Below are 13,052 nucleotides of genomic sequence, written 5' to 3'. Positions count from 1 at the left end.
AATTTAACTAAAGAAGAAAGAGTACCTAATATGAAAAAAATACTGATCAATGCCCTTATTGTCCTTGGACTAATAGCCTTGGTTCTGGCTATAAATAGTGGTTCGATTGTGTTAATGGGGATAGAAGAGAACTTGAATCCTGTCTTAAAATGGTTGGCAGTCCTTGTCTACATAGCTCTCGTTATCATTGTCATTCTGTGGCTCTGGAAATGGTACCAAAAGAAAGTACCACTTGACATCAAAAACCAGAAGATAGGCTGGAAAGATATGGGCATTGTCTTTTTGCTCTATTTAGCCGGACGGATAGTAGCAGTTGTAGGGACAGTAGTCAATCAAATGCTGAGTGGAAATGCCATGAGTATGAATGACCAAGCTATTTTTGGTCTTTTGGATCGTATGAAAGAGGGGTTTCTTCCTTTTGCTTTTCTATTTTTACTAACCATCTCTTTCATTGCCCCTCTTATTGAAGAATTGGTTTTTCGAGGCTTAGCTAGCAAATTACTCTTTCCTAGAGGCAAAACTTGGCTAGCAGGAATTGTGACGTCTATCCTCTTCGCTCTTCCTCACTCTAGCAATCTTGTGGAAGCTATCATGTATTTTGGAATCGGAGGACTACTTTACCTGGCTTACGTTCGTCGTGGCAATATCAAAGATTCCATCTGCTTGCATATACTGAACAATCTGCCACCAGCCCTCTATTTACTCTACCTCATACTCTCTTGAGGAAAAATTGTTTATAAACTGTGGTGATTTGAATTCCTATTTAGAGTACTCAGAGAGAAATTAGAATTGTATAGTCGAATGAATTAGCTTTAGGACTAGGAACTGAGGTGCAGGCAGTACTGGAGTACGGCAGGCCGATAGTGACAACGTATTGAAGTTAATTCAAAAGACTATATTTTGTTAGAAAAGTAAAAATAGACCCAAAAATGGCCAGAACGAAAAGTTCTAGCCATTTTTGTTTATAGACCATAATTATAATCATCGTCGGTCATGGATTCAACACTACCCAGAAGGTAACAATTAGTGTAAAAGGATCTGGGGCTAGACCCTTTTAGCCTTCGAACAAATTACAACCCGTAATTATAATCGTCTTCTTGCATAGCCTCAACAGTACCGAGCAGGTAACCATTCCCAACTTGTGAGAAGAAATCATGGTTAGATGTACCAGTTGAGATACCGTTCATGACAATCGGGTTCACATCATCTGCTGAATCTGGAAAGAGCGGATCTTGCCCCAGGTTCATGAGAGCTTTGTTCGCATTGTAACGTAAGAAAGTCAAGACTTCCTCCGTCCAGCCAACCTGGTCATATAGTGACTTAGTATAGCCCTCTTCATTTTCATAGAGTTGGTAGAGGAGGTCATACATCCAATCGCGCATTTCATCTTGTTCTTGCTCTGACAATTCATTAAAACCAAGTTGGAATTTGTAACCGATATAGGTTCCGTGAACAGATTCATCACGGATAATCAACTTGATGATTTCAGCCACGTTGGCCAACTTGTTGTTACCCAAGTAGTAAAGTGGTGTGAAGAAACCAGAGTAGAAGAGGAAAGTTTCAAGGTAAGTAGATGCAACTTTCTTCTGCAAAGCAGAACCATTGAGATAAATCTCATTGATGATTTCAGCCTTTTTCTGCAAGTATTCGTTGGTGTTGGTCCATTCAAAGATGTCTTCAATCTCTTTCTTGGTGTTCAAAGTTGAGAAGATAGAAGAGTATGATTTGGCATGGACAGATTCCATAAATTGGATGTTGTTGAGGACAGCTTCCTCGTGGGGTGTGCGAACATCTGCACGGATGGCTTCAATACCAGATTCAGACTGCATGGTATCGAGAAGGGTCAAACCGCCGAAAACTTTACCGACTAGATCTTTTTCAACGGCAGAAAGTTTGCGCCAGTCATCCAAGTCGTTTGAAAGCGGGATACGGGTGTCTAACCAGAATTGTTCCGTCAACTTTTCCCAAGTTGACTTGTCAATGACATCTTCAATTTCATTCCAGTTTATGGCTTTGTAGTAGATTTGTGACATGTTTTTCTCCTAAGAGTAGTTTTATCTAATTATAACATAAAAGAAAAACTAGCCAAGCTGACGAGGCTAGCTTTCAGAGGTTTTACCAATGTGTAGAGGCGCAGTAGCTGATGGAAAGTTGTCTGCGTTCAACGAACTTGCCACCGATCTCATCAGCCTTGCGGGGCTCAAACAGTCTACGGATAGATTGTTTGAGATTGACGCTATGAAATAAGTAGGTGGCAAAACGAAATCAATTTTGACAGAAGCTTCGCTTCATTCATTTCCAAGCTAAAAATATCTCCCAGATATTTTTAGCTGACTTACCGCCTAAATGACACAACTCTCACATTGGTTGGCGCCGACTTCTTCACCGTCATCTGTAAAGGTGCGGACGTAGTAGATAGACTTGATGCCCTTGTTGTAAGCATAGTTCCGTAAGATGGAAAGGTCGCGTGTAGTTTGTTTGTTCTCTGTTTTCCACTCGTAGATTGCTTTAGGCAATTCACTGCGAAGGAAGAGAGTAAGAGACAAACCTTGGTCTACGTGTTCAGTCGCTGCTGCATAGACATCGATAACCTTACGCATGTCCATATCATAGGCTGATTGGTAAAAAGGAATCGTTTCTGTTGCCAAACCAGATGCTGGATAGTAAATCTTACCGATTTTTTTCTCCTGGCGTTCTTCAATCCGTTGTGTAATCGGATGAATTGAAGCAGAAACGTCGTTGATATAAGAGATGGATCCATTTGGTGCAACAGCTAGGCGGTTTTGGTGATAAAGACCATCTGCCTGAACCTTGCTACGTAATTCTGCCCAATCTTGACCAGTCGGAATAAAGATACCTTCAAAGAGGGCTTTTACTTTATCTGAACTTGGTTGGTAGTCACCAGTTACGTACTTATCGAAGTAGGTTCCGTCAGCATATTTTGATTTTTCAAAATTGTGGAATGTGGTCTTGCGTTCGCGGGCAATATTGTTTGATTCTACCAACGTCCAGTAGTTGAGGAGCATGAAGTAGATGTTGGTAAATTCAACTGCAGCAGCAGAACCATAATCCATGAGGTTTTGAGCTAGGTAAGAATGGAGTCCCATCGCCCCTAAACCGATAGAATGAGCTTGTTCATTTCCGTGTTCAATAGATGGAACAGCAGAGATATGAGAGTGATCCGTAACATAAGTCAATGCGCGTGTCATGGTTTTGACAGAACAACCAAAGTCAGGTGACTTCATCAAGTTCACAACGTTGGTTGAACCAAGGTTACATGAAACATCTGTTCCCATGGTCAAGTATTCTTGGGAATCATTGATGATGCTTGGAGTTTGAACTTGGAGAATCTCTGAACAGAGGTTGGACATGATAACTTTACCGTCAACTGGGTTTTGGCGGTTTACAGTATCAATATTGATGATGTAAGGATAGCCAGATTCTTGTTGGAGTTTTGAGATTTCCGTTTCCAAATCGCGAGCTTTGATTTTCGTTTTACGAATCCTTGGGTTTGCGACCAATTCATCGTATTTTTCAGTGATGTCAATGTAACTATATGGGACACCGTATTCTTTTTCGAGAGAATATGGACTGAAGAGATACATGTCTTCGTTTTTACGTGCTAGTTCGTAGAACTTATCCGGTACTGTGATACCCAGAGAAAGGGTTTTTACACGCACTTTTTCATCAGCATTTTCTTTCTTAGTAGAAAGGAAGGAAATAATATCTGGGTGGAAGACATCCAAATACACAACACCAGCTCCTTGGCGTTGGCCAAGTTGGTTGGAGTAAGAGAAGCTGTCTTCAAAGAGTTTCATAACTGGAACCACACCAGATGCAGCTCCCTCATACCCTTTAATCGGAGCACCAGCTTCACGAAGATTGCTTAGAGAAATACCAACACCACCACCGATACGAGATAACTGAAGGGCTGAGTTGATAGAACGACCGATAGCATTCATATCATCTGTTACTTGAAGGAGGAAACAAGAAACTAACTCACCACGGCGGGCACGACCAGCATTTAGGAAGCTTGGAGTAGCAGGCTGGTAGCGCAAATGAATCATTTCATTGGCCAAATCAAGCGCTAATTCTTCATTGCCTTCTGCAAAGTAGAGAGCATTGAAGAAAACACGATCTTCCATACTTTCCAAGTAGAAATTGCCATCGTTGGTTTTTAGGGCATACTGGTTATAAAATTTATAGGCTGCCATGAAAGATTTAAATTTGAAGTTTTGGTCTTTCAAAAATTGTGCCAGTTTTTCGATGAATTCAGGACTATATTGTTCCAAAAATTCTTTTTCAATGTAATTCTCTTTTAGTAGGTAATCAATTTTAGCGTTCATACTGTCGAACGTCAGGGTATTTGGGATGACATTTTCCTTAAAAAAGGCCTCTAAGGCTTCTTGGTCCTTGTGGAGGGGGATTTGTCCATTAACTGGACGGTTAATCTCATTATTGAGGCGGAAGTAGGAAACGTCGCCTAAATCTTTCAAACTCATAATTACTTTTCTTTCTTCTATCTAGTAGTTTTCATATCGCGTAGGTTACTCTTTAGACCAAAGCTTTTAATTTAGCAGGTTGGAAACCAGAAAAAGCTTCAGAAACCGTTTCAATGACAGGTGCGGCTGAGAAGCCCAAGTCTTTGACATGGTCAATAAATTCTGGTTGTTCGTCCAGATTAATTTCTTTAAAAGTGACCTTATGTTGCTCTAAAAATCGTTTTGTCATCTTACATTGAACGCAGTTGTTTTTTGAGTAGATAGTTACCATGATTTTCTCCTTATAAATATAATCAACCATAAGGATACAATGAAAGAGAAGAAAAGTCAAACATCCGGCACAATATTTTGTGTTTTGTTCGCTATGTAAACACCACATATTGTGCAAAACCCTGTCCTTATGAGCTTCGCGAGCAATCTGTAAAAAACATGAAAATAAGAAGTATTTTTCATTACAAAACAAAAACAAACGAGATGTTATAAAACCTAACATTGGATTTATTTTTTCTTGATTTGTCAGAAAATTTAATGTATAATAATCCACAAAGAAAGATGAGGTATCTGTATGGAAAAAATGCACAGTAAATCTTATAAGTTCAAGAATGAAACGTATCATTACTATGATATTGCGACTGCATGTCAAGAGGAGTCTGTAACTATTCATACATTACCCTATACGATTCGTATTCTATTGGAAAGTCTGTTACGTAAATACGACGGGGTAGATGTCATTAAAAGTCACATTAAAAATCTTGTGACCTATTCTGCGTCAACTCCCAAGGGAGAAGTTCCTTTTAAACCTAGTCGTGTTATCTTACAAGATTTTACCGGTGTACCAGTAGTTGTCGATTTGGCCTCTATGCGGGATGCCATCGTCAAAAATGGTGGCAATCCAGACCTCATCAATCCAGAAATACCAGTCGATTTGGTCATTGACCACTCTGTTCAGGTTGATGCCTATGGGACAGATTCTGCCTTAGAAGAAAACATTGAATTGGAATTCCAACGCAACAATGAGCGCTACGAATTCCTAAAATGGGCTGAGAAATCTTTTGATAACTACCGGGCTGTTCCACCAGCAACGGGTATTATTCATCAAGTAAACATCGAGTTTCTGAGTGATGTGGTGATTGAAAAAAACGGCTTTCTTTATCCAGATTCGATGTTTGGTACAGATAGTCATACAACCATGATCAATGGGATTGGTGTCCTTGGTTGGGGAGTTGGTGGTATCGAAGCAGAGGCAGCTATGCTAGGAGAAGCTTCTTATTTCCCTGTTCCAGAAGTCATCGGTGTTCGCCTGACCGGTAAACTACCGAAAATCGCAACCGCTACGGATTTAGCTCTCAAAGTGACGCAGCTCCTCCGTCAACAACAGGTGGTTGGTAAATTTGTTGAGTTCTTTGGTCCAGGTCTTGCAAACCTAACCTTGGCTGATCGGGCAACTGTTGCCAATATGGCACCTGAGTACGGTGCAACCTGTGGTTACTTCCCCATTGATGAGGAAACCCTTAATTACATGCGCTTGACCAACAGAGATGAAGATCACATCGCCTTGACGGAAAGTTATGCCAAGAAAAACCACCTGTTTTATGATCCAAATACTCAGGCGACTTATACAAAAATTGTCGAATTAGATCTTTCCACTATTGCACCATCTATTTCAGGACCCAAGCGACCACAAGATTTGATTGATTTGACAGAAGCGAAACAAAGCTTCCAAGATGCTATCGTCCGTGAAGCAGGAGTGCAAGGCTTTGGTTTGTCAAGAGGAGAACTGGATAAGACAGCAACCCTTACTATTGCAGGTCGTGAGGAAGAAATCAAGACGGGCCATGTGGCCATTGCAGCCATCACTTCTTGTACCAATACGTCAAATCCCTATGTCCTCATGTCGGCGGGTCTTCTAGCCAAAAACGCAGTGGAGAAAGGCTTGCGAGTCTCACCAACTGTTAAAACATCCTTAGCGCCAGGATCCAAGGTCGTTACGGGTTATTTGGAAAATTCGGGTCTCCAAGCTTATCTAGATGAACTAGGGTTCAACCTGGTTGGTTATGGATGCACCACCTGTATTGGTAACTCAGGAAATCTCCGCCCAGAAGTGGCTCGAGCGGTGGTGGAATCAGATCTCTTGGTTTCCGGTGTCCTATCTGGGAATCGTAATTTCGAAGGACGAATTAACCCGCTGGTTAAAGCCAATTTCTTAGCCAGTCCGCCTTTGGTTGTGGCCTATGCCTTGGCTAGCAATACCAATATTGATTTGACGACTGAACTACTCGGAACTGGAACGGACGGACAAGCCGTATATCTCAACGATATCATGCCAAGTAATGATCAAGTAGCTGAATATGTGGATAAGTATGTGACCCGTCAACTGTTTGAAAAAGAATATGAACATGTCTTCTCAGATAGCGAAAAATGGAACCAGATTCCAACAGAAGAGAGCAAGATTTACAAGTGGAATGCGGATTCGACCTATATCCAAAATCCACCTTACTTCGATGCTTTGGGCGAAGATTTAACTATCAAACCTTTGAAAAACTTGAAAGTTTTGGCGAAATTTGGGGACACGGTTACAACAGACCATATCTCTCCAGCAGGAAATATTGCCAAAAACAGCCCAGCAGCTCGCTATTTAGATGAACATGGTGTGGACTATCTTGATTTTAATTCTTACGGAAGCCGTCGTGGGAACCACGAGGTCATGATGCGTGGAACCTTTGCCAATATCCGTATCAACAATCAATTAGCAGATGGCAAAATTGGTGGCTATACCAAGTATAAAGATGAGATTTTAACCATCTATGACGCAGCTATGAACTACAAGGATACCAATGTCGGCACTCTAATTATCGCTGGGAAAGACTATGGTATGGGCTCCAGTCGTGATTGGGCTGCAAAGGGATCCAATCTGCTTGGTGTCAAAGCAGTGTTAGCAGAGAGTTTTGAGCGGATTCACCGTTCCAACTTAGTCATGATGGGCCTGCTTCCTCTCCAATTTCTTGAGGGGCAAACAGCTGATAGTCTAGGTTTGACAGGCTTTGAAAGCTATGACATCCACTTATCAGAAAATCCTGGAATCAATGATATCGTGGACATTGTTGCCTGCGATAAAAGTGGGGAGAAACACTTCCAGGCCATTGTGCGATTTGATGCGGATGCAGACATTCGTTACTACAAAAATGGGGGAATCTTGCCAATGGTAGTGCGTAAAAAGTTAGAAGGAGCTTAAAATGGCAGAAGAAAGTGGATTAAAAGATTTAATCGCCTGCAATACCCGAATCAGTTCTATCATGGATGATGATTTAGCTTATGCAGGTTACAATATTTCTGAACTCATGGACAATAATGCCAGTTTTGAGGAGGTCATCTATCTCCTTTGGAATTTGCACTTGCCAACGCAAATGGAATTGAAAAATTTTACCAAGGAGCTACGGGCTAACTATGCTATTAGCGATGCGGTAGAGCAGTGTATTCTTATTCAGTCTCGTCGACACCTGCATCCTATGAGTGTCTTGCGATCAACTGTCAGCCTCCTTGGAGTATATAATGTCAATGCGGAAGACAATTCGGTCGAAGCTACCTACGAGCAGTCTATTCAGCTCATGGCCAAGATGCCGACGATCATTGCAACGTTTGCCAGACTGCGGACAGGACAAACACCCATTGAGCCACGTGAGGATTTGGATTTTGCAGCCAATTTCCTCTATATGCTAAATGGTAGAGAGCCTACAGAATTAGAAGTGAAAGCTCTCAATAAAGCGCTGATTTTGCATGCTGATCATGAACTCAACGCCTCAACCTTTGCGGCTCGTGTTTGTGCCTCGACGCTCTCGGATATCTATTCCTGTGTCACAACGGCCATCGGAACCCTTAAAGGACCTCTTCATGGTGGAGCCAATGAAAAAGTTTTTGACATGCTGCAAGAAATCCGTGCATACGGAGATACGAAGGCTTACTTGCAGGAAAAACTAAATTCACAAACAAAAATCATGGGCTTTGGTCACCGAGTCTATAAAACGCAGGATCCAAGGGAAAAATACCTCCGTCAGATGGCTAAAGAGTTGACTCTGGGGACCGAAAATGAAGTTTGGTACAAGCTATCTCGTGAGATTGAAGATTACATGAAACATACGAAGGGGCTGATTCCAAATGTGGATTTCTATTCAGCGACTGTCTACCATGTTTTAGGAATTGATTCCTCCATTTTTACCCTCATTTTTGCGATGAGTCGGGTATCTGGTTGGATTGCCCATATCCAGGAGCAACAAAAAAATAATAAATTAATACGTCCGCGTTCCAATTATATGGGACAAATGAACTTGGAATACTTACCAATCGGAAAACGCTAAGGAGTTGTTATGGCAGAAAAGATTGTATTAGAAAATGGCCAGTTACGAGTAAGTGATCATCCCATTATTCCTTTTATTGAGGGGGATGGAGTTGGAAAAGACATCTGGAAGAGTGCCCAGTCAGTCTTTGATGCAGCAGTTGAAAAAGCTTTTGCTGGTCAGAAGAAAGTTGCTTGGACAGAAGTTTTGGCTGGGAAAAAATCCTTTGATCAAACCGGCTCTTGGTTGCCAGATGAAACAGTGGAAACCATAAAGGATCATTTAGTGGCCATCAAGGGACCGTTGGAAACACCAGTCGGCGGTGGTATCCGTTCACTGAATGTGGCACTTCGCCAAGAGCTAGACCTCTATGCCTGTGTCCGTCCTGTCCGCTATTTCAAGGGCATTGAGAGCCCGCTCAAGCATCCCGAAAAAACCAATATCACCATCTTCCGTGAAAATACGGAAGATATCTATGCGGGTATCGAATGGGAAGCTGGTAGCCAGGATGTCCAAAAAATCATTAATTTCCTTCAAGAGGACATGGGTGTCCAAAAAATCCGTTTCCCAGAGACGTCAAGCATTGGAATTAAGCCCATTTCGATAGAAGGAAGCCAACGCTTGATTCGAGCAGCGATTGACTACGCTCTGGAAAATAAACTGACCAATGTTACTCTTGTCCACAAGGGCAATATACAGAAATTTACTGAAGGTGGTTTTCGTAAGTGGGGTTATGAATTGGCTCAAAGAGAATATGCCAAAGAGTTAGCATCAGGTCAGCTAGTGATTTCGGATATCATCGCGGATAATTTTCTCCAGCAGATTCTCCTTAATCCAGATCGATTTGACGTAGTCGCTCTAACCAATCTGAACGGTGATTATGCCAGTGATGCTTTAGCGGCACAAGTCGGCGGTATAGGGATTGCTCCTGGTGCCAATATTAACTACCGAACAGGGCATGCTATCTTTGAGGCGACTCATGGAACCGCACCAGATATTGCAGGTCAAGATAAGGCTAATCCGTGTTCAGTATTGTTATCCGGATGCATGCTCTTTGACTACATCGGTTGGACAGCTGTTTCAGATCTAATTACCAAAGCGATTGAGACAAATTTTTCTAGAGGTTATTTCACAGCTGATTTAGCCTTTGGAAAAGGGGTAGAAGCCCTGTCCACCAGCCAGTTTAGCCAAAGGTTAATCGATTCTATTGGAGAAAGATAGACTTCCTAGTTTTTTTCTGCATATCTTATCGATGATTTTGAAAGTATAGCAAAAAATTCTTGAAAATGATTTCAATAAATGGTATAATCTCCTTTGTAAGGGTTATCACTAACCCATAATTTTGAAAAACAAAGGAGAAACCAAACTATGGCTTCAAAAGATTTCCACATTGTGGCAGAAACAGGTATCCACGCACGTCCAGCAACTTTGCTCGTTCAAACAGCTAGCAAATTCGCTTCAGACATCACTTTGAACTACAAAGACAAGTCTGTAAACTTGAAATCTATCATGGGCGTTATGAGCCTTGGTGTTGGTCAAGGTGCTGACGTTACAATCACTGCTGAAGGTGCTGATGCAGACGATGCAATCGCAGCTATCACTGAAACAATGGATAAAGAAGGATTGGCATAAGACATGACAGATATGCTCAAAGGAATCGCAGCATCGGACGGTGTTGCTGTTGCAAAGGCATACCTACTTGTTCAACCGGATTTGTCATTTGAAACTGTAACAGTTGAAGATACAAATGCAGAAGAAGCTCGCCTTGATGTTGCGTTACAAGCATCGCAAGACGAGCTTTCTGTTATCCGCGAGAATGCAGTAGCTAGCCTAGGCGAAGAAGCTGCAGCCGTATTCGATGCTCACTTGATGGTATTGGCTGACCCAGAAATGGTTGGTCAAATTAAAGAAACAATCCGTGCTAAGAAAACCAATGCAGAAACTGGTTTGAAAGAAGTAACAGATATGTTCATCGCGATTTTTGAAGGTATGGACGACAACCCATACATGCAAGAACGTGCTGCAGATATCCGTGACGTCACCAAACGTGTATTAGCTCACTTGCTTGGCGTACGTTTGCCAAACCCAGCTGCTATTTCAGAAGAATCGATTGTCATTGCGCATGACTTGACTCCTTCAGATACAGCTCAGTTGGATAAGAACTTTGTTAAAGCCTTTGTTACCAACATTGGTGGTCGCACAAGTCACTCAGCAATCATGGCACGTACTCTTGAAATTGCTGCCGTACTTGGTACAAACAATATCACTGAAATCGTAAAAAACGGCGATGTTTTGGCTGTTAATGGTATTACAGGTGAAGTAGTGATTAACCCGTCTGAAGAAATCATTGCAGAATTTACAGCAGCTGGTGAAGCTTATGCGGCACAAAAAGCTGAATGGGCTCTTTTGAAAGATGCTCAAACGGTTACTGCTGATGGCAAACACTTCGAATTGGCTGCCAATATCGGTACTCCAAAAGATGTTGAGGGTGTTAATGAAAACGGTGCGGAAGCTGTTGGTCTCTACCGTACTGAGTTCCTTTACATGGATTCTCAAGACTTCCCAACTGAAGATGAACAATACCAAGCTTACAAAGCAGTGCTTGAAGGTATGAACGGTAAACCTGTCGTGGTTCGTACAATGGACATCGGTGGTGATAAGGAACTTCCTTACTTCGATATGCCCCATGAAATGAACCCATTCCTTGGTTACCGTGCTTTGCGGATCTCTATCTCTGAAACGGGCGATGCCATGTTCCGTACACAGATTCGTGCTCTTCTTCGTTCATCTGTTCATGGACAACTCCGCATCATGTTCCCAATGGTTGCTCTTTTGACAGAGTTCCGTGCTGCTAAGAAGGTCTTTGACGAAGAAAAAGCTAACCTTCTCGCAGAAGGCGTGGCGGTAGCAGATGATATCCAAGTTGGTATCATGATTGAGATTCCAGCAGCAGCGATGCTTGCTGATCAATTTGCAAAAGAAGTTGACTTCTTCTCAATTGGTACAAACGACCTCATCCAATACACTATGGCTGCAGACCGTATGAACGAACAAGTTTCATACCTCTACCAACCATATAACCCAGCTATCCTTCGTTTGATTGCTAACGTGATCAAAGCTGCTCATGCAGAAGGCAAATGGGCTGGTATGTGTGGTGAGATGGCTGGTGATCAACAAGCCGTTCCACTCTTGATGGGTCTTGGTTTGGATGAATTCTCTATGTCAGCAACCTCTGTACTTCGTACACGTAGCCTCATGAAGAAATTGGACACAGCTAAGATGCAAGAATACGCTAACCGTGCTATCACAGAATGTGGAACAGCGGAAGAAGTGCTTGCTCTGGCTAAAGAATACATTGATGTAGATTAATTTTCTTTGAAGATTCACACCTTACTCTGTTAAAGCTCCTTGCCGACCTTTAGGTATGCCTGTGTCACTTTGTCTCGTAATGTGCAAATCTTCATCGAGAAAATAGAAACCTTGAAAGAAATTTTAAGGTTTTTTAATATCTTTCAGCTATTTGAACGATAATCTGGTAAAATAGAGGTAGTAAAATGCACTATAGAGGAGGTAATACTATGAATAAAGGATTTGAAGCCTTCAAGAAGACACTTAGTCCACAAAGCTTAAAGGCAATTTACGAAGAAACAAAGCTAGAAATTGCAGATGACCATGCAGAAGGAACAGAAGCTTTTTCAGTTGCTATGGCAAGCCAGATGGCTGTAAACCTTGTTGAAGCTTACCAAGGATGGTTGGCTGATCAGGAAGAATAAAACTCTATTTTTTCTATTCTTTTCCATTATAAAAGGCTCTTTGTCAACTGTAGTGGGTTGCTGAAAAGTCATAACCTGGAGAGGACCAACTTGGTTCTCTTCTTTTTGATGTTCAAAGCGATGAGAATTCTTAATTTAAAGTTGTCAAAGTTCCGGAAACCAAAGGCATTACGCTTAATGACTTTGATGAGGTTGTTAGTAGCGTCTAGTTTGGCGTTTGAATAGGGGAGTTCTAATGCGTTAATGATCTTGTCCTTATCCTTCAAAAAGGTTTTAAAAATAGTTTGAAAGATGGGATTTACGCTGGGAAGCAGCTCCTCAATGAGGTCAAAGAAATGTTCAGCTTGCTTCTTTTGAAAATGAAAAAGCAATAGTTGGTAAAGTTCATAGTGTTCTCGAAGTTCCTGCGAGTAAGAAAGTAGTTTTTTAAGAATCTCTTTGTTGGT

Annotated in this window: 11 protein-coding genes; 7 read left to right on the top strand and 4 right to left on the bottom strand. The window is 41.7% G+C overall.

From position 1 onward, the window contains the following. Positions 1-30: 30 nt before the first annotated feature. A complete protein-coding gene (locus BN1356_RS06145; RefSeq protein ID WP_093650539.1) occupies positions 31-723 on the top strand; it encodes a CPBP family intramembrane glutamic endopeptidase in 693 nt (230 codons plus the stop codon). 347 nt (positions 724-1,070) lie between these two features. Here the strand turns inward: BN1356_RS06145 and nrdF are convergent, their stop codons facing one another. The 3 genes from nrdF to nrdH all read right to left on the bottom strand — a co-directional run bounded on the left by nrdF (position 1,071) and on the right by nrdH (position 4,773). Further along, entirely contained in the window at positions 1,071-2,033 is a 963-nt protein-coding gene (nrdF, locus tag BN1356_RS06140; RefSeq protein ID WP_093650538.1) for a class 1b ribonucleoside-diphosphate reductase subunit beta, read from the bottom strand. A 309-nt stretch (positions 2,034-2,342) separates the two neighbouring features. Next, positions 2,343-4,502 carry a class 1b ribonucleoside-diphosphate reductase subunit alpha gene (gene nrdE, locus BN1356_RS06135; RefSeq protein ID WP_093650537.1) on the bottom strand — a complete coding sequence of 720 codons (2,160 nt, stop codon included), beginning with the start codon at positions 4,500-4,502 and terminating at the stop codon, positions 2,343-2,345. Between the two features lie 52 nt (positions 4,503-4,554). Beyond that, complete coding sequence (gene nrdH / locus BN1356_RS06130) at positions 4,555-4,773, bottom strand: glutaredoxin-like protein NrdH (protein ID WP_093650536.1); 219 nt, start codon at positions 4,771-4,773, stop codon at positions 4,555-4,557. 294 nt (positions 4,774-5,067) lie between these two features. On the opposite strand from nrdH, the gene acnA reads away from it, so the two are divergent. The 6 genes from acnA to BN1356_RS06100 all read left to right on the top strand — a co-directional run bounded on the left by acnA (position 5,068) and on the right by BN1356_RS06100 (position 12,606). After that, positions 5,068-7,734 carry an aconitate hydratase AcnA gene (gene acnA / locus BN1356_RS06125; protein ID WP_093650535.1) on the top strand — a complete coding sequence of 889 codons (2,667 nt, stop codon included), beginning with the start codon at positions 5,068-5,070 and terminating at the stop codon, positions 7,732-7,734. 1 nt (position 7,735) lies between these two features. Beyond that, positions 7,736-8,854 carry a citrate synthase gene (locus BN1356_RS06120; protein WP_093650534.1) on the top strand — a complete coding sequence of 373 codons (1,119 nt, stop codon included), beginning with the start codon at positions 7,736-7,738 and terminating at the stop codon, positions 8,852-8,854. A 9-nt stretch (positions 8,855-8,863) separates the two neighbouring features. After that, positions 8,864-10,054, top strand: a complete 1,191-nt coding sequence (gene icd / locus BN1356_RS06115) for an NADP-dependent isocitrate dehydrogenase (RefSeq protein WP_093650533.1) — start codon at positions 8,864-8,866, stop codon at positions 10,052-10,054. Between the two features lie 147 nt (positions 10,055-10,201). Next, complete coding sequence (locus tag BN1356_RS06110) at positions 10,202-10,465, top strand: phosphocarrier protein HPr (RefSeq protein ID WP_018378296.1); 264 nt, start codon at positions 10,202-10,204, stop codon at positions 10,463-10,465. A 3-nt stretch (positions 10,466-10,468) separates the two neighbouring features. Beyond that, complete coding sequence (ptsP, locus tag BN1356_RS06105; RefSeq protein ID WP_093650532.1) at positions 10,469-12,202, top strand: phosphoenolpyruvate--protein phosphotransferase; 1,734 nt, start codon at positions 10,469-10,471, stop codon at positions 12,200-12,202. A 209-nt stretch (positions 12,203-12,411) separates the two neighbouring features. Next, positions 12,412-12,606 (top strand): hypothetical protein, encoded by a 195-nt coding sequence (locus tag BN1356_RS06100; RefSeq protein WP_093650531.1) that lies wholly within the window; start codon positions 12,412-12,414, stop codon positions 12,604-12,606. Between the two features lie 68 nt (positions 12,607-12,674). Here BN1356_RS06100 and BN1356_RS06095 read toward each other — a convergent pair. Further along, positions 12,675-13,052 (bottom strand): transposase (locus BN1356_RS06095; protein WP_141651830.1); only part of this gene is annotated, 378 nt, incomplete at its 5' end.

It is taken from the genome of Streptococcus varani (assembly GCF_001375655.1).
Lineage (GTDB): Bacteria > Bacillota > Bacilli > Lactobacillales > Streptococcaceae > Streptococcus > Streptococcus varani.
Note: the sequence above shows the minus strand (reverse complement) of the source record. Positions and strands in the feature narration are given on the sequence as shown.

Bases quoted from the DNA above. Each gene is read 5' to 3' on its own strand.
- nrdH (WP_093650536.1), bottom strand. From the start codon at position 4,773: ATGGTAACTATCTACTCAAAAAACAACTGCGTTCAATGTAAGATGACA.
- acnA (WP_093650535.1), top strand. From the start codon at position 5,068: ATGGAAAAAATGCACAGTAAATCTTATAAGTTCAAGAATGAAACGTAT.
- BN1356_RS06145 (WP_093650539.1), top strand. From the start codon at position 31: ATGAAAAAAATACTGATCAATGCCCTTATTGTCCTTGGACTAATAGCC.
- nrdE (WP_093650537.1), bottom strand. From the start codon at position 4,502: ATGAGTTTGAAAGATTTAGGCGACGTTTCCTACTTCCGCCTCAATAAT.
- ptsP (WP_093650532.1), top strand. From the start codon at position 10,469: ATGACAGATATGCTCAAAGGAATCGCAGCATCGGACGGTGTTGCTGTT.
- BN1356_RS06100 (WP_093650531.1), top strand. From the start codon at position 12,412: ATGAATAAAGGATTTGAAGCCTTCAAGAAGACACTTAGTCCACAAAGC.
- nrdF (WP_093650538.1), bottom strand. From the start codon at position 2,033: ATGTCACAAATCTACTACAAAGCCATAAACTGGAATGAAATTGAAGAT.
- icd (WP_093650533.1), top strand. From the start codon at position 8,864: ATGGCAGAAAAGATTGTATTAGAAAATGGCCAGTTACGAGTAAGTGAT.
- BN1356_RS06120 (WP_093650534.1), top strand. From the start codon at position 7,736: ATGGCAGAAGAAAGTGGATTAAAAGATTTAATCGCCTGCAATACCCGA.
- BN1356_RS06110 (WP_018378296.1), top strand. From the start codon at position 10,202: ATGGCTTCAAAAGATTTCCACATTGTGGCAGAAACAGGTATCCACGCA.